Genomic DNA, 19,855 nt, shown 5'->3' on the forward strand with positions numbered 1-19,855 from the left:
GCGCCCGCATCGCGCAACTTCTGCACGAGCACCGCGTCGCGTGCGGGGACGTATCCCTCCATCAGCACCGACCCGCCCGTGGTGGGCATATCGCGGGTGTCGTAGTTGTCCTTGAGCACGATCGGAATGCCGTGCAGCGGCGAACGCTTGCCCTTGGCTTTCCGCTCGGCATCGAGTGCCTGGGCCGTCTGGAGCGCCTTCGCGTTGAGCGTGATGACGGCATGGATCGCCGGACCCTGACGGTCAAAGGCCGCGATGCGGGCGAGGTAGCGCGTGACCAACTGCACCGACGACAGTGTGCCTGCATCGAACGCGGCGTTGATCTCCGTGATCGTGGCGGCGTCGAGATCGATCGCACGTTGTGCGCGCGCGGTCGAGGCGGTCGCGAGCAGCAGCGCGGTGAGCAGGGCCCGGGTGGCCGCGCCGCGTGTCAGAGTGCGCACAGATGGGCGTCGGTCACGAATGAATATAATTGTGCAGCGTGGCGATCGTGCTCTCGTGATCGGAGATGATATCGTCCATGATGTCGCGAATGGAGATCATACCCAGCACCTTGTCGCCGGCGAGCACGGGGAGATGGCGGATCTTCTTGGCGCTCATCAGCGCCATGCAGTCGCGGGTGCGGGTGCTCGCGCTCACCGTGAACACGTCGGCGGTCATGATTTCTGATACGAGCGTCTCCTTCGAGTTGCGACCCTGTAGTGTGATCTTGCGCGTGTAGTCGCGCTCCGAAAACACACCCGCGAGGCGATCGCCGTCCATCACGAGCAACGCGCCGGCACCGTAGCTCGCCAACTTCTCGACCGCCTGGTAGACCGTCATGTCCGGCGTGCAATGCCAGAGCGTGCCGTCGTGCTTCTTGAGGAGTTCGCTGACAGCTTTCATGAGTCGATACCAGGTAGGAGTGACAGAGGATCAGTACGCTACGGCTTGCGCCGCCGCCGCGCCAGCTACGGCCGCAGCTTCTTCTCCAGGTAGGCCGCGATGGCGGCGTTCACCCGCTTCTGATTCGCATGCTGCATGAAGTGATGGGTGTCGTCCACGATGGTGATCTCCTCGAGGTCTACGTTTCGCACCCGCAGTCGCTGAATGAGATCGACGGTTTGTGCGAAACGCACATTGCGATCGTCGTCGGCGTGAATGAACAACACCGGCGACCGCCACGTGTTCACGGCGCTCACGGGGGAAGAGCGCCAGGCCAGTCGCGCCAGGGAATCGATCCGGGCGGCGGAGCGTTCGTACCGCCACGCGGTACCGCCGAACCGCGAGCCTACATCGGCCGTCATGTCGTGTATGCCGTGGATGTCGACGCCGGTGGCAAACAGATCCGAATTACGACCGAGGGCGAGCGCCGTGAGATAGCCGCCGTAGCTGCCGCCGTAGATGCCGATGCGCTTGGGATCCACGTTGGGCTGAGCACGCAGCCATTCGCCGGCAGCCTTCACATCGAGGTACTCAGACGCGCCGGCTACGCCCGCGTGCGGCGGACGATGGAAGTCATGTCCGTAGCCGATGCCGAGTCGGTAGTTAATGGAGAGTACGACGAATCCGCGGCTCGCCAGATATTGGTTCATCGCGTAGGCGTTCCAGTAATAGTCGCCATAGTGCCAACCCAACAGCATCTGACGCGGTGGGCCACCATGCACATACAGAACGGCCGCCTTGCGTGCCGCGCCGCCGGGGGGTGGTTCGAACAACTGCCCGTGAACTTTCACGCCGTCCGAGGCGGTGTAGATCACCGTCTTCGGTGTCACGAGTTTTGCCGCCAGGAACTCAGCGGGAATCTGCGATTCGCCAATGGCGATACGCGGCGTGTTCGCGCTGGCGGGGGCGCCAGCCGCGGCGTCGAGCACGAACGGCGAGGGCACGCGCTGCGCCGTCCCTCCGATGGCCGCCACGCGTCCGGAGCCAAGCGGAGTGGGCATCCACTCGACGCCGGTTCCGGGTGTCAGCACTTCCGGAGTCGCCCGGTCTACCGGCACGCGTACCACGTGACGACGGTCGATATCACCAGGTGTGATGCCTAGATTGCCCGAGTAGTACAAGTGCCGACCGTCGTTCGACAGCGCAATGTGTTCGGCCATGTGATTACCCGGCGTAAGCAGCATCGGATTCTCGCTGCCACGTGCGGTCATCGAATACAGGTGCGGCCATCCGTCCTGATACGACAGAAACGCGATGCGATCCCCGGCGGCCCAATGCAGGTTGATGCCGCCATCCGTGCTCGGCACGCTGCCCTCGAGCGTTTTGTCACTCGCCCAACGTTTGGTCGCTTCACCGGTGGCGACGTCGGCCACCCAGATGCTCCAGGGCGCGGGCTGAATATCAGAGTTCCTAGGCGGAGGGCCCCCGGCTCCGGCGCGACGCCCAAACACGATCGACGTGCCGTCGGGCGCCCAGCGTGGTGCCCAGTCGCGATTGGTGGACGGCGCGAGATACTGGATGGGTGTCTGCGCGTTTGTGTAAACGCCAACGAATGCGTGGTCTCCGCGGCCCGAGACGAAGGCGATGCGCCCGCCGTCGGGGGAGAACTGTGGATCGCTGGCGGTGCCGCGCTGGTCGAAGAGCCGCACCGCAGGCTTGGCGCCATCGAGCGGAGCACTCCAGAGCTGACGCGCGCGAGTGAAGACCACCACGTCGCCTCTGGGAGAGATCACCGGATCTTCCCCTTCTCCCAGCGAAACCGGAGCACCGCCTGCAAACGGGACGGACCAGATCTCCGTCTTGTTCGGGAAAGGAGCGCCGGTCGGATTGACGGGAAGCGCGTCGTCGAAATTTGAGCCGTAGTCGCCACCGCGAGTGTACACCACGCGGCTGCCGTCAGGCGAAAGCTGCACCGCGTTGAGCTCCTGCGCGTCGTCAATCAGGTAAGCGGTAAGACGACGGGCGGTGAAGCGCGGACCCTCCGCCACCCAGACGTTGCGCAAGCCACGTTCGTTGAGGGTCCACGCGAGCCGCTCACCGGTGGCGGCGGCGGCGATGTTCGTCGCGAAGGGCGCGCTCATGAGCTGGTCGAGCGTCGCCTGCGCCGAAACGGCCGAGGGCGAGAGCAGCAGCGCGACAAAAGCGGCGTGTACGATCGGGTGTGAACGAAATGTCACCATGCTACGCCTCGGAGGGTAACGGCCGCAGTGCGCGGGAGAGCTCGTGTACTGAATCGTCCGTATCTTGTCGAACGATGGAATGCACGCGACGTTACGGCCAACCACGAGGGCGCACAAGTGAGCCCGTGGTGGTGCCGTCACCCTCACACCCGATGCCATGCTTCGTCGGCTCCTTGCTGTCGCGCTGATCGTGTCGGTTTCGGCCGCCCGCCCGGTGCAGTCCCCCCTCGTGTTTCAGGCCATTCAGCCGGAGCTGTTCGCGGCTGGCGGAGCCCTGACGAATGCGTTCGCCGACGTTGACCAGGACGGCGACCTCGACCTGTTCGTGGGCTTCAACGGAACACCGAACCGCCTGTACCTGAATACGGGCGGCACCTTTCGCGAGATCGCGGCGGAAGCTGGCATAGCGGATGCGCGGCCCACTCGGGCGGCGGCATTTAGCGACGTGGATGCCGATGGTGACCCCGACTTGCTAGTCGGCTTCACCCCTGGTGGCGGTCCCGTGCTTCGCCTGTACAGAAATGACGGCGCGCGATTCACCGATATCACCGCCGCCAGCGGCCTTGCGGTGGAGACTGGCGCGGTTCGGCAACCGGTGTTCGTCGATGTCGATGGCGACGGCGACCTCGATCTGTTCGTGGCGTTTCGCGATCGCGCAAACATGCTGTATCGCAACCGCGGTGGCGTGTTCACCGATGTGGCCGCCAGCGTCGGACTCGCTGACGCGCGGAAGAGCGTAGGTGCGGTGTGGTTCGACTATCAGCAGGACGGCGACTTCGATCTGTATGTCGCCAATCAGGATGGCGACGCGAACGGTTTCTTTCGCAACGACGGCGGAACCTTCACCGATGTGGCCGAGCAGATCGGACTGGCGTGGGGCGGACGTGGTGTGAAGGTTGCTACCCAGGGCACCGTGCGTCCATGTGTCGCCGACGTGAACAACGATGGCGTAGCTGACATCATCTCCGCGAACTACGGACCGAATGGACTTTTTCTCGGTGCAGCCAACGGCGCCTTCCGTGACGTGAGTGCGTCGTGGGGAGTGGCGATCGACGGGCGCTACGATACCTGTGCGTTGGCCGACATCGATCACGATGGCCTGCTGGATCTGTTCGTCAACGGTACTGTGTCGGCCACCGAGAGCTTTCGGGACTATCTATTCGTACGCGTGGGGAGCGCGAAGGCCGCGGCGTTTGTCGATGTCACGCCGGAGAATCTGCTGGCGCTGACCGCCAGTCACGGCGTACAGTGGGCCGACGTGGATGGCGACGGAGCCCTCGATCTGGCGCTGGCCGGCTCCCGCCCAGAGGCGGCGCATCCGGTATTGCGGCATGTGTTGCCGGAGGCGATTGCCCGGCGCTCACTGCAGGTGCGTGTGATCGATGCAGATGGTCGCGCCACGCTAGCTGGCGCGGAAGTGCGAGTATATGCCGCTGGCACGCGTGAACTGCTCGCGACTCGGTTTGTCGACGCGGGATCCGGCTATGACGCGCAGAGCGATATGCCGGTGCACATCGGTCTCACGTCGATGAAGCCGGTTGATGTGGCGGTGACCGCGCTCGTCGCCGGCACGCGCGTGACGAGCACGGTGCGTCGAGTCTCACCGGCGGCGTATGCCAAGCGTGCGCTGGTGGTACACGTAGCGGCGCCCAGGTCGGGTCGTATTCCCGTCGTGATCGAGACGACTCGTGGGACGATCACGGCTCTGATCGACAGTGCCGGTGCGCCGATCAGCGCGACGAACTTTCTGAGATACGTCGATTCGCTCGCCTACGACGGTGGTCGATTTCATCGTGCCGTGACGATGCAGAATCAGCCGTCGGATACCGTGCGCATCGAAGTGATTCAGGCTGGCGCGAATGCGTCGCGCGTTGGCGCCCGCTTTGCGCCCGTTCCGCTCGAGCGCACGCGCGACACGGGGCTTCGTCATCGCGACGGCACCCTGTCGATGGCCCGCGGCGGCCCGGACAGCGCGACGTCGGACTTCTTCATCTGCCTTGGTGATCAGCCCGCTCTCGACTTCGGCGGCCATCGCAATCTGGACGGGCAGGGCTTTGCCGCGTTCGGCATCGTCACCAGCGGCATGGACATCGTTCGCGCCATTCAGCGGTCGCCTGTGACGGCGCAAGCGATCACGCTACCGGTGCAGATCGTGCGCATCCGGCGGGGTACACGGGAGGGCTCAAGACGGTGTAGCTCCAGCGAGTGCCGCAGTTCTTCGCGAGCCTTCACGAGCCTTCGCGGACTTCGCGCGAACCGCGGTGCTTTCGGCTGCTTCGGAGCCGTCGGACAGCCTGCTGGTTCGCAAAAAGATCGCAGAGTACGCGAAGAGACGCGAAGAACAGCAAAGCGGCGGTCTGCCCCTAACGCTTAGCCGTCCGCCTCGCCAAAATGAGAGGGTAGGTATCCGTCGTCGATCCGACCCCGTGGAGCCACCATGAGTATCGCCCCCATCTCTCTCACCGTGAACGGAGCGCGTCGTACGTTCCACGGCGATCCCACGATGCCGTTGCTCTGGTACCTGCGCGACGAGCTGGCGCTCACGGGTACCAAGTACGGCTGCGGTATCTCGCAGTGCGGCGCCTGCACGGTGCACGTGAACGGCGCACCGGTGCGCGCCTGCCAGCGGCGCATGCAGTCCCTCGCCGACGTGAACGTGACGACGATAGAAGGCCTGCACCCGACCGGTGCGCATCCGCTGCAGGTGGCGTGGCGCGAGATCGATGTGCCGCAGTGTGGATTCTGTCAAAGCGGACAGATCATGCAGGCGGCCACGCTGCTCGCTCGTAACACCGCACCTACCGATACGGACATCGATACGGCCATGAACGGCCATATCTGTCGCTGCGGCACGTATCCACGTATTCGTGCGGCGATCAAGGCCGCCGCAGAGGCCACGCGATGAGCGCCAGGCATCGACTACCGTGGATCACGACACATTCCGAGTCGGCCGACATCGACGAGCGGCCCTCTGGTGCGATTGAAACGCACCGTCGCGAGTTTGTGAAGCTGCTGGGGATGGGCGGACTGCTGCTCGTGGCCGGCACGCTGGGCGTGCGACGGCTCGAAGCCGCCGATTCGCTCTTTGCGCCGAATGCGGAGCCATGGGAACCCCACGCGTATGTGCGGCTCGGCGACGACGGGATCATTTCGATCGTCTGTCACCGCTCGGAGATGGGGCAGGGCATCCGTACTACCATGCCGATGATCATCGCCGACGAGATGGAAGCGGACTGGGCCACGTGCCGCGTGGAGCAGGCGCTTGGTGACGACAAGAAGTACGGCAATCAGAATACCGACGGTTCCACCAGCATTCGTGATTTCCTGCCCGCGTACCGCGAAGCCGGCGCGACGGTGCGCGCGTTGCTCGAGGATGCCGCCGCCAAGGAGTGGGGCGTCGCGTCCAGCGCCGTGCGGGCGAGTAACGGTGTCGTGGTGCACACCGCGAGTGAACGTACCAAGACGTATGCGGCGTTGGTCGCGACGGCGCGTACGATTCCCATGCCGGCGAAGGAGCGCGTGCGCATCAAGTTGCCGAGCGAGCGGCGATGGGAAGGCAAGCAAATGACGTCGATCGATCTCGTGCCGATGACGACGGGCACCGCGATGTACGGCGCCGACATGGCGCTGCCCGGGATGAAAGTGGCCGTGATCAGCCGGCCGCCAGTGTGGGGCGGTAAGGTCGCGACTGTAGACGACAGCCTCGCGCTGAAGGTGCCGGGCGTGGAGAGAATCGTGCGTATTCCCGAGACGCCGCTGCCCGGAGCGTTTTTCCCGCTGGGTGGCGTGGCGGTGATCGCGAAGAACACGTGGGCCGCGATCCGCGGGCGTGACGCGCTGCGCATCACGTGGGACGGTGGTCCGAACGCCACGTACGACAGTACGGCGTACAAAGCGTCGCTTTTTTCGTCAGTGCGCGCGCCGGGAAAGGCTGGGCGCGCGGTAGGCGATGTGCCGAAGGCGTTGGCGGGTGCGGCGAAGCGCGTGACGGCCGAGTACTACATGCCGCACCTGTCGCATGCACAGATGGAACCGGTGGCCGCGCTGGCAAATGTTGCGAACGGCAAGGTAGAGGTGTGGGCGCCGACGCAATCGCCACAGGACGCGCGCAACACCGTGGCACAATATCTTAAAGTCGACGCGGCCAACGTGTCGGTTCATGTGACGCTGCTCGGGGGAGGCTTCGGCCGGAAGTCGAAGCCGGACTTCATCTGCGAGGCGGCGTTCCTGTCGCGCGAAGTGGGCGCGCCGGTGCGCGTGCAGTGGACACGCGAAGACGACCTCCGCAATTCGTACCTGCATTCAGTCGCGGCGCATCGCCTCGAAGCCGGGCTCGATGCCAGTGGCAAGGTGACGGCGTGGCTGCATCGGTCGGCGTACCCTGCCATTGGTGCCACGTTCGCGCCGAATGTGCCGGGAGCTGAGCCGGATGAACTCACGAACGGTGCGAGCGACATTCCGTTCGACATTCCGAACATGAGTGTCGAGATCTGTCCGGCGGTCGCGCATACGCGCATCGGCTGGTATCGCAGCGTGAATGCGATTCACCACGGCTTCGCGATCGGCTCGTTCGTGGACGAGTTGGCGTACGCCGCGAAGAAGGACCCGGCGGATTTTCTGCTTGGATTACTGGGCCCCGATCGTGTGGTCGATCTCTCGAAGGCGGGGCTGGTGTCGCCGGCGAGCAACTACGGCGCCACGTGGGCGGATCATCCGCTCGACAGCGGTCGCGCCCGCCACGTGGTGGAATTAGCCGTCGAGAAGAGCGGGTGGCGTGGAGCGAAATTGCCGCGCGGGAAGGGACGCGGCATCGCGATCCATCGCAGCTTTTTGACCTACGTGGCGATGGTCGTCGAGGTAGAGGTGCTGCCCGATGGCACCGTGCTCGTGCCCAGAACTACGGTGGCGGTCGACGCGGGCTTCATCGCGAATCCCGATCGTGCGCGTGCGCAGATGGAGGGCGCGCTGATCATGGCGATGAGCAACCTGCTCACCAGTGAAGTCACCTTCGCCGCCGGCAAAGTCGCGCAGTCGAATTTCCGCGACTACGGCGTCACCCGCATGCGCACGGCGCCGCATGTGGTCGATGTGCACTTGGTGACCAGTGAAGGGCTGCCGGGAGGCATCGGCGAGCCCGGAGTGCCGCCGGCCGGTGGGGCGATCGCCAACGCGATTTTCGCGGCTACCGGGGTGCGCGTGCGACAGCTTCCAGTGGCCAGGCAACTCGCGGGCTGGCCGACCCGCCCCGCCGACGGTGTGCGGGGCGGCGGGGGATGAAAGAGTCTGTCCTCATGAGACTTCGCACGACGTGCGCCGCCGTGATCGCCACGTTCGTCGTGAGCCCGGATTCGCTCTCCGCGCAGCAGCCCGCTGAGGCATGGTGGCGCCATGTGCAGGTGCTGGCGCACGACTCACTGAAGGGGCGGGATATGGGCAGCCCCGGCCATGAAGCGGCGGCGCGCTACGTCGCGGAACAGTTTCGATTGGCCGGCCTTACGCCGGCCGGGACTGACGGCTGGTACCAGCCCGTGCGCTTCATCGAAGTCGCGATGGCCAAGGAGGGCGTCGCGTTGGCGCTGCGCGATGGTGACGCCTGGACTCCGCTGGCGGTGGGTCGTGATCTGCGCGTCACGGCGCGTCTCTCCACCGGTAATGTCGAGGCGCCGCTGGTCTTCGCCGGCTACGGGATCACGCTGCCACAGGCGGGCATGGATGATCTGAGGGGGCTCGATCTGCGCGGCAAAATCGTGGTGTATGTGAACGCGAACCCCAAGGGACTTTCTGCGCCGTTGCTGGCGCACGGCACGCGCACGCGATGGGCCGCGATGCGACAGGCCGGGGCCGTCGGCGTCGCCGCCGTCGGTGCCGGAGGCTCCTGGGTTGATAACGAGAACACCCGTCTTGGCAGCTCCGTGTCGCTGGCCGACACATCGCTCGACGATCTGGGGGGTCAGCGGATCAACAGTGTGCTCAATCCGACGCTCATGCCGCGGCTGCTGGCTGGCAGTGGGATCGTGTGGGACAGCGTCGTAGCGGTCGCGAGGCGTGGCGAGCCGCTGCCGAGGGCCGAACTCCAGGTGTCGTTGCGTGCGACGCTCCCTACGGTGCGGCGCGACATCGTGTCGCCGAATGTCGTGGGCATGCTGCCGGGTACCGATCGGACACTGCGTGACGAGGTGGTCGTTCTGAGTGCGCACCTCGATCATGTCGGCACGTTCAAGGGACCGGTGCTCACCGGCGACAGCATCTTTAACGGCACCATGGACAACGCGACCGGTGCGGCAACGCTGCTGGAAACGGCCAGGACGGTGTCCGCCCGCGGCGGCAACAAGCGCACACTGCTGTTCGTGGCCGTCACGGCCGAAGAGAAAGGATTGCTGGGCTCGCGCTACTTCGCGGCGCGTCCCTCGATCACGCGCGGCACGATCGTCGCCAACCTCAACACCGACATGTTCCTGCCGCTCTTCCCGCTCGAGGGACTCTTCGTGTACGGCAACGACGAATCGGATCTGGCCGACGATGTGGACGGTGTGGTGACGGCGCGAGGGCTGCGTGTGCTGCCTGATCCGGAGCCGCAGGAGATGCGGTTCGTGCGGAGCGATCAGTACAGCTTCATCCGCCGTGGCGTCCCGTCGCTGGCGTTCAAGTTGGGGTACACGCCGGGCACCGCCAATGAGAAGCTCTTCACCGGGTGGGTCCGGGAACGGTATCACAAGATGTCGGATGACCTCGCGCAACCGATCGACTTCGAGGCTGCGGCGGGGTTCAATGCGCTGTACGCGGATCTCGCTCTGGGCGTGGCGAACCGGAAGAGCCGTCCGGCGTGGCGTCCGAACAGCTTCTTCGCGACGCCGGTCATCGTGCCCTGAGGGGTGCGATGCGCCACGCTCGCCCCTTCGCTGCCGCGCGGCGGTTCGTAACCTGTTGTGCGGTGTTCGGCTGGTGTCTCTCGCCCGTGGCTGCCTCGGCGCAGGCTGGCGTAAGCGCTGTACCGCCGCCGGTGGCGCCACAGAACCCGTCGCCCATGTTGGAGACCACGCGCACGCACGAATGCCTTACACCCAAGTCGTTGGGCGGCACCGTTCGCGCATATACCGGTCCGGCGGGGAAGCCGGTCGAGCTCTGGGTGCCCGACGGCGCGCGCGCACGGGACGTGTTCGACGTCGTGATCCACTTTCATGGCGCCGCCTGGTTGCCGCAGCAGGCGGTGGCCGCGCTCGGATCGCGCACGGTAGCGGTGGTGCTCGACCTCGGTGCCGGGTCCGGCATCTACGATCGCAGCTTTGCCGATCCCCGGACGTTCGACTCACTGCTGGTGAACGTCGCACACGAGGTGTCGGCGGTCACGGGTCACGGGTCGCGACTCGCGTGTCGGTCGCGTGACGCTGGTGGGGTTCTCGGCTGGTCACGGAGCGGTGCGCGCGATCCTGCGTGACCCGCGGCATATGGCGCGGGTGGATGCCGTGATGCTGCTGGACGGCATGCACACGTCGTACGTGCCTGAGGGCCAAGTGCTGGCGGCTGGTGGTGTGCTCGACACGGCGAATCTTGCATCGCTCACCGAGTTCGCACGCGCGTCGGTACGCGGAGAGAAGCGCATGCTGATCGCGCATTCGGAGATTTTCCCGGGCACGTATGCCAGCACCACCGAAACCGCCGACCGGACTATCCAGTCGCTTGGATTGCGGCGCACGCCGGTACTCGAGTGGGGGCCACGCGGCATGCAGCAACTCAGTGCGGTGCGCATCGGACGCTTCGAGGTTCTCGGCTTTGCCGGCACGACGGCCCCTGACCATATCGATCAGTTGCACGCGATGCGCGAGCTGCTTTCGCGGTTGCTGAAGCGCTGATCGCGCACCGGCCGCTCGCGCGATGGTGGTTTGTCCCTCATCTTTCAGGGATCTCGGCTGGTCGTCCCTCGCGTTCCCCGCTCCCCAGTGCTGTCATGCGCCCACGGCGTCCGTTGATCGTTTCGCTGCTCGCCGTTTCGCTGAGCCTCGCGCCGTGTCTCCGTGCACAGCAGGTCGTGGCCGACCCCGCGCTGGCGGCCGAGATCGATCGTCGTACCGCGGCCATTGCCGATAAGGTCACCGCCTGGCGGCATGATATTCATCAGCATCCCGAGTTGGGCTACGCCGAGAAACGCACGGCGGCGCTGGTGGCCGCGCACCTCAAGTCGCTGGGGCTCGAGGTGCAGGAGAACGTGGGCGGTATCCCGGGCGTGGTCGGCATTCTGAAGGGCGGCAAGCCCGGACCTACGGTGGCGCTGCGGGCGGACATGGACGCCTTGCCCGTCACCGAGCTTGTGGACGTGCCGTTCAAGTCGACGGTTCGCACGGTGTATAACGGTCAGGAAACGGGTGTCATGCACGCCTGCGGGCATGACATGCATACGGCGATGCTGATGGGTACCGCGGAAGTGCTGGCGGGTCTCAAGAATCGGATTCCGGGCACGGTGAAGTTCCTGTTCCAGCCGGCCGAAGAGGTGCCGCCACGCGGCGGGGCGCAGCCGATGATCGATGCTGGTGTGATGAAGGGTGTGGATGGCATTTTCGGACTGCACGTAGGTCCGGGACCGCTCGGCTCGATCCGCTATCGCGCCGGAGTGATCTCGGCCAGCGCTGACGGCTGGCGTATCGTGGTGCACGGACGACAGGGGCACGGTGCGATGCCGTCGAATGCGGTCGATCCGATCGTCGTCAGTGCAGAAATCGTGACGGCGCTGCAGACGATCGTGTCGCGTCAGCTCGATCTCTCGAAGGCGCCGGCGGTCGTGACGGTGGGTGCGATTCATGGTGGACTGCGCGAGAACATCATCCCCGATTCCGTCTGGATGATCGGCACCATCCGCACCTTCGATCCCGACGCGCGGACAACGATTCACGAACGCATGAAGCGCATCGCGACGAACATCGCGGAGGCGCATGGTGCTACGGCCGACGTGATCGTGAACATCGGCTATCCAAGCTCGGTGAACAGCGACGCGATGGTAGCCAGGTTCTATCCCACATTGAAGCGTGTGGCGGGCGCGGTGGGCGCCAGCGAAGGTGATGTCACGATGGCCGGCGAAGACTTCTCACGCTTCTCCGCGATCGCGCCGGGCTTCTTTTTCAACCTTGGCGTGACGCCGCCCCATCTCGATCCCAGAACGGTCGCCAGCAATCACTCACCGCTCTTTCAGGGCGATGATCGGGCGTTGGCGGTGGGCGTGCGGGCGATGACGAACATGGCGATGGACTTCCTGCGATCGGGCGGAGTACCGAAGCTCATTCCGTAGTTCGTATTTTTGACGCGAGCCTGGTACAGGTGGCGATTCGTGGATTCCCCGTGATCGCGCTGAGCATCGATGCAGTGCCCGACGCGACGCGTCCCACGATGTCGGCGTCGCGCTCGACGCGTGGTCCGTTCTCCATGGTGCGCTCGACGAGGTCGAAGAATGCCTGCTCCGACGGATAGCGAGCCATGGACGCGCGCGCGCTGGCAACGGCACGTCGCAACTCGTCCGACGGTCCCGTCAGCATCGCGCCCACGCTACCGCAGCTCCCGCCGTAGGACAGCATCTCCAGCGTCTCCATACGGAGTGAGCGTGGCACAGCGGGGTCGCCGATGAGGGACAGCGCGGCCGCGCGCGCCGACACTACATCGAACGGTGTCTGACGCGCGCGAACCGACGACTTTGGTCGCACGACAGGCTCGAGTCGTACCGCGAGGTCCCCACGTCCCGTTTGCAGATATAATTGATGCAGCCCGTCGCGACCGATGTCGACGACCATACGGCCCACTAGGGCGTCTACCGCGGTCACACCCTGATCGATGAAGGTGAAGCCGAATGAAATGATCGTGCGTAGCACTCGCTCCGCGTCAGCGGGCTTCCCCGAGGCCAGGTAGTACGTCGCCCGCGAGACCGCGGCAGAGGCGATCTGTTTGGCATCCTGGAAGCCGACGGTAGGGAACGCCATCAGCTGCGCATCAGGCGTGAACGGCGTGTCGTACACTCCGCCGACCACGTCCACTTTCGCGGCGAGCGAAACGGCATCGAAATCTTTCCAGAACGGTGCCGTGGCAATGTCGCGCAAGTACACCATTTCGCTTTTCGCCGGGCGCATTACCGCCACGATAGACAAGGACCTGGCGGTTTCCTCCATCCCCGGTACGATCCTGGTCGGCAAGGCCTACTCTGTGTATCAGGCCGGCATCTACGACGCCACGGCCAAGCGCGTGGATGGCTTCGTCATTGAGGACCAGTTCCCCGACACCTTCGACTTCAGCCAGGCGTTGGTGCGCTTCGTCAACGCGAGCCCGAATGCGCAGCCGATGCAGCTCTTTCTCAGCAACACGATCGCGATGACCGAGACACCCGTGGGTCGGGCCGCCACGGCCTTCAAGGCCGCCGGCACCTACTCTGGAATACCGCAGGGGGCGTACACCCTGCTGCTCCGTTTGCCCGGGTCGCCGGCGGACGTTGTGACCCGTTTGAACGTCTCGTTCCTCGTTGGACGTGTCTACACCGTGACGCTTCGTGGCGATATGACGATCTCGCCCACCGGCACGCTGGTCAATCGCCCGTTCCTCGACAACTCGCTGAACCGCTGACGCGGAGCGGCGGTCCGCTCCACGCAAACGCCCCCCGGTCGGCAGGTCGGGGGGCGTTTGCATCCATCAATGCGCACAAGAACCGGAGCATGCCAGCCAAAAGGAACACAAATCAGGGCAGGCGCGTAATAGTCAGACATGGGCTATCGCCGAGTTCGCTCTCCCTGCGATACTTCACGGTGATTGGCGCGCCGTCGCTGCGCTTTCCTGCCCTCGTTTCAAGGTTACGTCCTGCATGGCTGAGCAGCTCCAGTCCCGCACGTTGGAGGTCCCCCGTTCGGAGTGGACCACGATCGTGGCCAAGTATGCCGGTGCGGATTTGCGTCGCGCCGTGTGGCAAGTGCTGAATACACTCGTTCCGCTGGCCGCGCTGCTGTGGGCGATGTACTACTTCCTCGATACAGCGCCGTGGGTCTCGGCGCTGCTCGTGCTGCCCGGTGCGGGTCTGCTGGTGCGCACGTTCATCATCATGCATGACTGCTCGCACTCGTCGTACCTGCCGTGGCCCAAGGTCAACGATGCCCTGGGCTTCGTGACCGGTGTGATGACGCTCACACCGTTCGCGCAGTGGCGTCGTGATCATGCGTTGCACCATGCGTCGTCGGGAGATCTCGATCGCCGCGGTCACGGTGACGTGCCCACGATGACGGTGAAGGAGTACCTCGAGCGTGATGCACGTGGCCGATTGATCTACCGGCTCATTCGTCATCCGCTGTCGTTGATGTTGGTGGGCCCGCTGCATCTCATGCTGAACCAGCGCTTCCGCGGTCGCAGCAAGGCCACGAAGACCAAACAGCTGTACAGCGTGTGGTACACGAATCTCGCGGTTGCCGCAGCGATCACCGTGTCGATCCTGTTGTGGGGGCCGCGCGCGTTCCTGCTCGTGTATCTGCCGTGCATGTACGTAGCCGCCGCTGCCGGTATCTGGCTGTTCTACGTGCAGCACCAGTTCGAAGATGCGTACTGGGAATCGCACGACGAGTGGGACTACGCCACGGCCGCGATCACGGGCAGTTCACACCTGCGGCTCAATCCGATCCTGCAATGGTTCACCGGTAGCATCGGTCTGCACCATGTGCACCACATCGGCCCCAAGATTCCCAATTTCCGCCTGCAGGAAGCGCACGACGCCAATCCGATCTTCGAGAATGCGCCCACCATGACGATCCGCATGGGTGTGAAGGCGCTGCGTCTGGCGCTGTACGATGAGGACACGAGGCGGCTGGTGCGCTTCAGCGACGTGCAGGCCGCGTAACACGGTATGCACGCCGACCCCGGAGTGGTTGCGTGAAAGCGATCAGTGCGTTGGCGCTGCTGCTGTCGGTGGCGGGCAGTGCGATGCTCACGATGTCGGGGATTGGGACGCGCTTTGGCCTGTGGCACTACCGCACCGGCCTGTCCATGCTCCGCTACTCGGCGTATGTGGGCGTCGCGGCATTCGTGGTGTGTGTCGTGGCATTTCTGCTCACGCGCCCGCAAGGCTGGAGCCGAGTTGCGCTGGTGTTCGGCCTGCTCCTGTCGGGTCTGTCCGTCGGTGTGCCGTATCGGTTCTCGCAGACGGCGAAGCGGGTGCCGCCGATCCATGACATCACGACGGATATGGCAGACCCGCCGGCCTTCGTGGTCGTCCTGCCGAGGCGCGCCTCGGCGACGAACGCCGCCGAGTATGCCGGCGACAGCGTCGCCGCGCTGCAGCGGGCGGCGTACCCCGACGTGCAGCCGCTCATGCTCGAGGTGCCGCCATCGGTCGCATTTGCTCGTGCCGTTGCCGCCGCGAAGGCCATGGGCTGGGAGATCGTGTCGGGCGACGCGCCAAGCGGACGTCTGGAGGCCACGGCCACGACGACCTGGTTCGGATTCAAGGACGACGTCGTGGTACGTGTCCGTTCGGCGAACGCCGGGTCCCGGGTCGACGTGCGATCGGTGTCGCGCGTCGGTCGCAGCGACGTTGGTGCGAATGCCGCGCGGATCGTGCGTTACCTCGATGAGCTACAGCGTCAGCGCTGACGCTCGAGTCCCGCAGGATCGACTGTGATCGTGCCGTAGCGCGCGATGAAATGCAGGTGGGGCCCGGTCACACGTCCGGTGGCGCCCACGCGGCCGATCGTATCGCCGCGCGCCACCGTGTCGCCGACCGCCACCAGCTGTTTGCTGAGATGTAGGTACGCGGTGACGAGTCCTTCGCCATGATCGACGTAGATCACGTTGCCGTCGAGTGTGAACGCGTCGACGATGCGCACGATGCCGTGGTTGGCGGCGCGCACCGGAGCGCCGATGGCACCGGCGTAGTCGGTGCCCATGTGACGACTGGTGACCGCCCCGTTGAAGGTTCGCCCACCGCCGAAGGGACTCGTTATGCGCGAAGTGCGCGGCGCGAGAAACGGTGATGACCACTGACGCGGCGTGTCGTGCGCGTTACGTGACACGGCGCGCCGGCCTTCGGCGATGCCGGTTGCCACGCGACGTACAGCGATGCGATCACGTGCAGGACACCTTTCCCAGGGAGATGACCGTTTCGGCGGCTCGCCATCCCCCTGCCACGGCTCCATCAAGATACCCGCCACCGATTTCCGAGGTTTCGGTGCCGGCCCAAATGAGGCGCCCGTTCCACGGGTCGCCAGTACGTGTGCCGGCTGAGCTGCTGATCGCGGCGCTGGCAACGCCACCGCTGAAGAGCGCGCGCCCGTAGTCGGGATGTGCAGCGGGAAGCATCTCGTCTTTCAGTCCGCAGCTGAGTGGATCCCGTGTCCAGTCGTATTCGGCGTAGCCGCTGGCGTTCAGCGCCTCCGCACCGAACAGTCGCGCCAGTTGACTCAGCACGGCAGTTCGACGCTCGTCGATGCGGGCATCGCGGAACGCTCGCGCCGCCGCGCTGGTGCGCGGCACCACGAAGCCCATGAGGGCATGACCGGCCGGCGCGTCATGATGCGGCGGCGTGCAGGCGTCGTGAATCTCCTGTAGCGGGCCGCTCTGGCTCACCGCATAGCCGGAGCGACCCGAGTGCCGCCAGAACGGCGTGTCGTAGGTCGCCACACACTTCATCGCGTGGCCCATCCACGTGACAGTGTCGGCGAGCGTAGACCGCATGGTGTCGGACAGCGCTGGCGCGAACGCGATATCACGCGCCACGATACGCGGCGGCACGGCCATTACCACACGACCGGCCATGCTGCTGAAGCCGTTGCCGTCGATCCGCACGCCGCGCTGTTGCACCGTCAGTGTGTGCACCGCCGCGTCGAGACGAACGGTTACCGGTGTCGGCGCGGCCTGTGAGGCGCCGTACAACGCGTGCGTCAGTGCCGACATGCCACTCACCAGCCGGAACGAACGATCGGATTGCGCCGACGCATCGAACGTTTCCGGTGCGCGTCCGTCGCCCGCCTCGTACAGCGCGAGCCCGTCGCGGTGCTGCTCGAACAGCTCGAGCCCGAAGTGCGCGACCAGCGCGCGAACGTGCTGCTGATGTGGCCAGATCCACGCCGGACCGAGATCGAGCCACGGGATGTCGCCTAAAGGTGCCGCCAGCGCGGTCAGCACACGGCCGCCAAGCCGCGATCGGGCCTCGAAGAGGGTCACGTGGTGCCCCGCCGTCGCGAGCTGCCAAGCGGCCGTCAGGCCAGCCAGGCCGCCGCCGACGACTGCGATATCGGTCTTGAAGTGCATCGGTGGTACGAAGCGGTACTCGGGCATTCGGTGGGTAAGCTACAGAAAAGCGACGCGCCTAGCACGGCCTGTGCAGTAGACTTGTTGCTCTGCCCCGGATTTTCCAACCAGCCAGGACATGTTCATGCGATCCGTCTCGTCCCTCGTCGCCATCCGCGCCACTGCCGCGCTCGGTGTCGCACTCCTGCTCGCCGCCTGCAGCAAGGCCGAAGATGCCGCAGCCAGGGACTCGGCGATGGCGGCCGACTCCGCCGCTGCGCTCACGCTCGACTCCACGAGTGCCGCGGGCACCGGCACCGGCGTGACTGCGAAGATGATGGATTCCAGCGGACGTGAGCTCGGCGTGCTCACGCTCACCGACGCCGGCGCCGCGATCGTGGTGGACGGCACATTGCGTGGCCTCACGCCGGGTATACATGGCATGCACATCCACGCGGTCGGCCGTTGCGACGGCCCCGATTTCGCTAGCGCAGGACCGCATTGGAGCCCGACGCCCAAACAGCATGGCTCGACCAACGAAGCCGGCCCGCACTTCGGCGACATCATGAACGTCACGGTCGGTGCGGACGGCAGCGTCGTGGTGAAGATGTCGACACCGGCCGGCTCACTCCGTGGCGAGAACCCGCTGCTCGACTCCGACGGTGCGTCGATTGTGATTCATGCCACCGCCGACGACTACAAGACCGATCCGTCGGGCAACTCCGGCGCTCGCGTGGCCTGCGGCGTCGTGAACGGCTCCTGAACCTCGACGGCGGTTGCCTGAACAATTGTCTGAACGCGCACACGCCATGACGACTGCCACGCACACGCTGGTAGACCTCAGCCACGCCATCGAACATGGCGTGGTGTACTACAAGGGTCTTCCGGCACCGGTGATTTGTGACTACCTGAGTCGTGAGGATTCACGCGACCTGTACGAACCGGGCACTGAGTTTCAGATCGGTAAGGTGGAGTTGGTCACCAACACGGGCACCTACATCGACTGCCCGTTTCATCGCTATGCCGACGGACGCGATACGGCCTCGATGCCCCTCGAGCGCTTCGTGAATCAGCCGGCGCTGGTGATGCGCGCCTCGGAACGCGACGGGCGCGGAAGCGACGGGCGAGGAATCGACGTCGCGCAGCTGTCGGAGCGACTCGCAGGGCGCGAGGTGCGCGGCAAGGCGGTGCTGGTGCACACCGGTTGGGATGCGCACTGGGGCACCGACGCGTACTTCGAAGGGCACCCGTATCTCACCGAGCAGGCGGCGATCTGGCTGCGTGATGCCGGCGCGGTGCTGGTGGGCATCGACTCGATGAACATCGACGACACCGAGCGCGGCACGCGTCCGGTGCACACGGTGTTGCTGCGTGAAGAAATTCTGATCGCCGAGCATTTGTGCAATCTGCAGCTGTTGCCCGATGCCGGCTTCACGTTCACCGCCGTACCGCCCAAGTTGGTGGGCGTGGGGACATTCCCCGTGCGCGCCTTCGCGACCGTATCTTATGCGTCGCACACACTCGCTAACACACTCGCATAGGCGTCACGCAGCACCTGAGCGGAACGCCCGAGCCGCTCCCGCTCCTGCGGCAGCATCTGCGGCTCCAGCACCAACTCGGCGCCCCCACTTCCCACAATGGTCGGCATCGAGAGCGCGACATCGCGCAGTCCCGACGCGCCCTCCTGCCACCGTGACACCGTGAGCACCCGGCGCTCCCCTCGAAGAATCGTGCGCAGCAGCGTCGCGGTAACCAGGCCGATTGCGTGATTGGTCGCGCCCTTCCGCTTTATGATCTCGTATGCGGCCGAACGCACCTCGCCGGCTATGAGCGTCTCGCGATCGGCGTGCCAGCCGGGCCATTGCGCCAACGTTACGCCACCGATCTGCACACTCGACCAGAGCACCACCTCGGAGTCGCCGTGCTCGCCGACTACCTGCGCATGCACCGAGCGCGGGTCGAGCTCGAGTTCGCGCGCCAATGCTTCGCGAAGTCGCGCCGTGTCGAGCATTGTGCCGGTGCCGATCACGCGCGACGATGACAGCCCGGAGGCTTCGAGGACCACGCGGGTGAGCACGTCCACGGGGTTCGTGACTACCACGATTACGCCGCGCGCCGCCGCAAGTCGTGCGCCGAGTTCGCGCGCGAGCGCCGCATTGTCGCGCAGCATCGCGAGTCGCGACTCTCCAGGTTTGCCGTTGCGTCCCGCCGCAATGACGATCGCGTCGGCATCGATCATCTCGTCGATGGTGGCCGTCCGAACCGTGGCGGCGGGGTAGAACGAACTGCCCTGCGCCAGATCCATCGCCTCGCCCTCAGCGACCTCGGTGCGCACATCGTGGAGAAGGAGCTCGTCGGCCACTCCGAGTTGCAGCGTGGAGATGGCGACGCTCGATCCTACCCAGCCGGTGCCGATGATGGCGACGCGTCGAGCCATGTGATGTCTCAGTGAGAAAGGCCGGATACCGTCCGGCTATAAGGCGCCACGTAGAAACCGTCGGAGCGGCACAAGCGCC

The 19,855-nt window shown here is 65.4% G+C and carries 19 protein-coding genes; 12 read left to right on the forward strand and 7 right to left on the reverse strand.

Going from position 1 to position 19,855, the window contains the following annotated elements; genetic code table 11:
* The 3 genes from ACESNG_RS17650 to ACESNG_RS17660 all read right to left on the reverse strand — a co-directional run.
* The coding region (locus tag ACESNG_RS17650) for an amidase family protein (protein WP_373070074.1) at nucleotides 1-443 on the reverse strand (443 nt) is incomplete at its 3' end.
* Nucleotides 444-456: 13 nt separating this feature from the next.
* Complete coding sequence (locus tag ACESNG_RS17655) at nucleotides 457-885, reverse strand: CBS domain-containing protein (protein WP_373062180.1); 429 nt, start codon at nucleotides 883-885, stop codon at nucleotides 457-459.
* Nucleotides 886-950: 65 nt separating this feature from the next.
* On the reverse strand, nucleotides 951-3,104 hold the full coding sequence (locus ACESNG_RS17660; RefSeq protein WP_373070076.1) for a prolyl oligopeptidase family serine peptidase: 2,154 nt from the start codon (nucleotides 3,102-3,104) through the stop codon (nucleotides 951-953).
* 157 nt (nucleotides 3,105-3,261) lie between these two features.
* Between ACESNG_RS17660 and ACESNG_RS17665 the strand changes: the two genes are divergently transcribed.
* The 7 genes from ACESNG_RS17665 to ACESNG_RS17695 all read left to right on the forward strand — a co-directional run bounded on the left by ACESNG_RS17665 (nucleotide 3,262) and on the right by ACESNG_RS17695 (nucleotide 12,381).
* Nucleotides 3,262-5,478 (forward strand): FG-GAP-like repeat-containing protein, encoded by a 2,217-nt coding sequence (locus ACESNG_RS17665; RefSeq protein WP_373070078.1) that lies wholly within the window; start codon nucleotides 3,262-3,264, stop codon nucleotides 5,476-5,478.
* A gap of 63 nt (nucleotides 5,479-5,541) precedes the next feature.
* Nucleotides 5,542-6,009 (forward strand): (2Fe-2S)-binding protein, encoded by a 468-nt coding sequence (locus ACESNG_RS17670; RefSeq protein WP_373062174.1) that lies wholly within the window; start codon nucleotides 5,542-5,544, stop codon nucleotides 6,007-6,009.
* On the forward strand, nucleotides 6,006-8,381 hold the full coding sequence (locus ACESNG_RS17675; RefSeq protein ID WP_373070080.1) for a molybdopterin cofactor-binding domain-containing protein: 2,376 nt from the start codon (nucleotides 6,006-6,008) through the stop codon (nucleotides 8,379-8,381). The genes ACESNG_RS17670 and ACESNG_RS17675 overlap by 4 nt, the downstream gene beginning before the upstream one ends.
* Before the next feature lie 14 nt (nucleotides 8,382-8,395).
* Entirely contained in the window at nucleotides 8,396-9,973 is a 1,578-nt protein-coding gene (locus ACESNG_RS17680; RefSeq protein ID WP_373070082.1) for a M28 family peptidase, read from the forward strand.
* An 8-nt stretch (nucleotides 9,974-9,981) separates the two neighbouring features.
* Nucleotides 9,982-10,539, forward strand: a complete 558-nt coding sequence (locus tag ACESNG_RS17685) for a hypothetical protein (protein WP_373070084.1) — start codon at nucleotides 9,982-9,984, stop codon at nucleotides 10,537-10,539.
* A complete protein-coding gene (locus ACESNG_RS17690; protein WP_373070086.1) occupies nucleotides 10,520-10,954 on the forward strand; it encodes a hypothetical protein in 435 nt (144 codons plus the stop codon). Before ACESNG_RS17685 ends, ACESNG_RS17690 begins: the two co-directional genes overlap by 20 nt.
* 95 nt (nucleotides 10,955-11,049) lie before the next feature.
* Entirely contained in the window at nucleotides 11,050-12,381 is a 1,332-nt protein-coding gene (locus tag ACESNG_RS17695; protein WP_373062164.1) for a M20 family metallopeptidase, read from the forward strand.
* Here the strand turns inward: ACESNG_RS17695 and ACESNG_RS17700 are convergent.
* The gene (locus ACESNG_RS17700) at nucleotides 12,371-13,180 is read right to left on the reverse strand and encodes a hypothetical protein (RefSeq protein WP_373070088.1); all 810 of its coding nucleotides are present in this window, start codon (nucleotides 13,178-13,180) and stop codon (nucleotides 12,371-12,373) included. The genes ACESNG_RS17695 and ACESNG_RS17700 overlap by 11 nt on opposite strands.
* Between ACESNG_RS17700 and ACESNG_RS17705 the strand changes: the two genes are divergently transcribed.
* The 3 genes from ACESNG_RS17705 to ACESNG_RS17715 all read left to right on the forward strand — a co-directional run bounded on the left by ACESNG_RS17705 (nucleotide 13,164) and on the right by ACESNG_RS17715 (nucleotide 15,704).
* Nucleotides 13,164-13,697, forward strand: a complete 534-nt coding sequence (locus ACESNG_RS17705) for a hypothetical protein (RefSeq protein ID WP_373062161.1) — start codon at nucleotides 13,164-13,166, stop codon at nucleotides 13,695-13,697. The genes ACESNG_RS17700 and ACESNG_RS17705 overlap by 17 nt on opposite strands.
* A 235-nt stretch (nucleotides 13,698-13,932) precedes the next feature.
* Complete coding sequence (locus tag ACESNG_RS17710; protein ID WP_373062157.1) at nucleotides 13,933-14,952, forward strand: fatty acid desaturase; 1,020 nt, start codon at nucleotides 13,933-13,935, stop codon at nucleotides 14,950-14,952.
* Between the two features lie 32 nt (nucleotides 14,953-14,984).
* The gene (locus tag ACESNG_RS17715; RefSeq protein ID WP_373062155.1) at nucleotides 14,985-15,704 is read left to right on the forward strand and encodes a DUF1499 domain-containing protein; all 720 of its coding nucleotides are present in this window, start codon (nucleotides 14,985-14,987) and stop codon (nucleotides 15,702-15,704) included.
* Here the strand turns inward: ACESNG_RS17715 and ACESNG_RS17720 are convergent.
* Both ACESNG_RS17720 and ACESNG_RS17725 read right to left on the reverse strand, forming a co-directional pair.
* Nucleotides 15,695-16,156 (reverse strand): M23 family metallopeptidase, encoded by a 462-nt coding sequence (locus ACESNG_RS17720; protein WP_373070090.1) that lies wholly within the window; start codon nucleotides 16,154-16,156, stop codon nucleotides 15,695-15,697. The two genes, ACESNG_RS17715 and ACESNG_RS17720, sit on opposite strands and share 10 nt — an antisense overlap.
* Before the next feature lie 19 nt (nucleotides 16,157-16,175).
* A complete protein-coding gene (locus tag ACESNG_RS17725) occupies nucleotides 16,176-17,387 on the reverse strand; it encodes a flavin monoamine oxidase family protein (RefSeq protein ID WP_373070093.1) in 1,212 nt (403 codons plus the stop codon).
* Between the two features lie 97 nt (nucleotides 17,388-17,484).
* Between ACESNG_RS17725 and ACESNG_RS17730 the strand changes: the two genes are divergently transcribed.
* Nucleotides 17,485-18,102, forward strand: coding sequence for a superoxide dismutase family protein (locus ACESNG_RS17730; protein WP_373070095.1), 618 nt, complete (start codon nucleotides 17,485-17,487; stop codon nucleotides 18,100-18,102).
* Between the two features lie 46 nt (nucleotides 18,103-18,148).
* On the forward strand, nucleotides 18,149-18,880 hold the full coding sequence (locus ACESNG_RS17735; protein ID WP_373070097.1) for a cyclase family protein: 732 nt from the start codon (nucleotides 18,149-18,151) through the stop codon (nucleotides 18,878-18,880).
* Here the strand turns inward: ACESNG_RS17735 and ACESNG_RS17740 are convergent.
* The gene (locus tag ACESNG_RS17740) at nucleotides 18,844-19,776 is read right to left on the reverse strand and encodes an L-lactate dehydrogenase (protein ID WP_373070099.1); all 933 of its coding nucleotides are present in this window, start codon (nucleotides 19,774-19,776) and stop codon (nucleotides 18,844-18,846) included. The two genes, ACESNG_RS17735 and ACESNG_RS17740, sit on opposite strands and share 37 nt — an antisense overlap.
* Nucleotides 19,777-19,855 lie beyond the last annotated feature (79 nt).

It is taken from the genome of Gemmatimonas sp. (assembly GCF_041689975.1).
Lineage (GTDB): Bacteria > Gemmatimonadota > Gemmatimonadetes > Gemmatimonadales > Gemmatimonadaceae > Gemmatimonas.

Coding starts and splice junctions, on each gene's coding strand:
- ACESNG_RS17655 (WP_373062180.1), bottom strand. CDS start 885: ATGAAAGCTGTCAGCGAACTCCTCAAGAAGCACGACGGCACGCTCTGG.
- ACESNG_RS17660 (WP_373070076.1), bottom strand. CDS start 3,104: ATGGTGACATTTCGTTCACACCCGATCGTACACGCCGCTTTTGTCGCG.
- ACESNG_RS17665 (WP_373070078.1), top strand. CDS start 3,262: ATGCTTCGTCGGCTCCTTGCTGTCGCGCTGATCGTGTCGGTTTCGGCC.
- ACESNG_RS17670 (WP_373062174.1), top strand. CDS start 5,542: ATGAGTATCGCCCCCATCTCTCTCACCGTGAACGGAGCGCGTCGTACG.
- ACESNG_RS17675 (WP_373070080.1), top strand. CDS start 6,006: ATGAGCGCCAGGCATCGACTACCGTGGATCACGACACATTCCGAGTCG.
- ACESNG_RS17680 (WP_373070082.1), top strand. CDS start 8,396: ATGAGACTTCGCACGACGTGCGCCGCCGTGATCGCCACGTTCGTCGTG.
- ACESNG_RS17685 (WP_373070084.1), top strand. CDS start 9,982: ATGCGCCACGCTCGCCCCTTCGCTGCCGCGCGGCGGTTCGTAACCTGT.
- ACESNG_RS17695 (WP_373062164.1), top strand. CDS start 11,050: ATGCGCCCACGGCGTCCGTTGATCGTTTCGCTGCTCGCCGTTTCGCTG.
- ACESNG_RS17710 (WP_373062157.1), top strand. CDS start 13,933: ATGGCTGAGCAGCTCCAGTCCCGCACGTTGGAGGTCCCCCGTTCGGAG.
- ACESNG_RS17725 (WP_373070093.1), bottom strand. CDS start 17,387: ATGCCCGAGTACCGCTTCGTACCACCGATGCACTTCAAGACCGATATC.
- ACESNG_RS17730 (WP_373070095.1), top strand. CDS start 17,485: ATGCGATCCGTCTCGTCCCTCGTCGCCATCCGCGCCACTGCCGCGCTC.
- ACESNG_RS17735 (WP_373070097.1), top strand. CDS start 18,149: ATGACGACTGCCACGCACACGCTGGTAGACCTCAGCCACGCCATCGAA.
- ACESNG_RS17740 (WP_373070099.1), bottom strand. CDS start 19,776: ATGGCTCGACGCGTCGCCATCATCGGCACCGGCTGGGTAGGATCGAGC.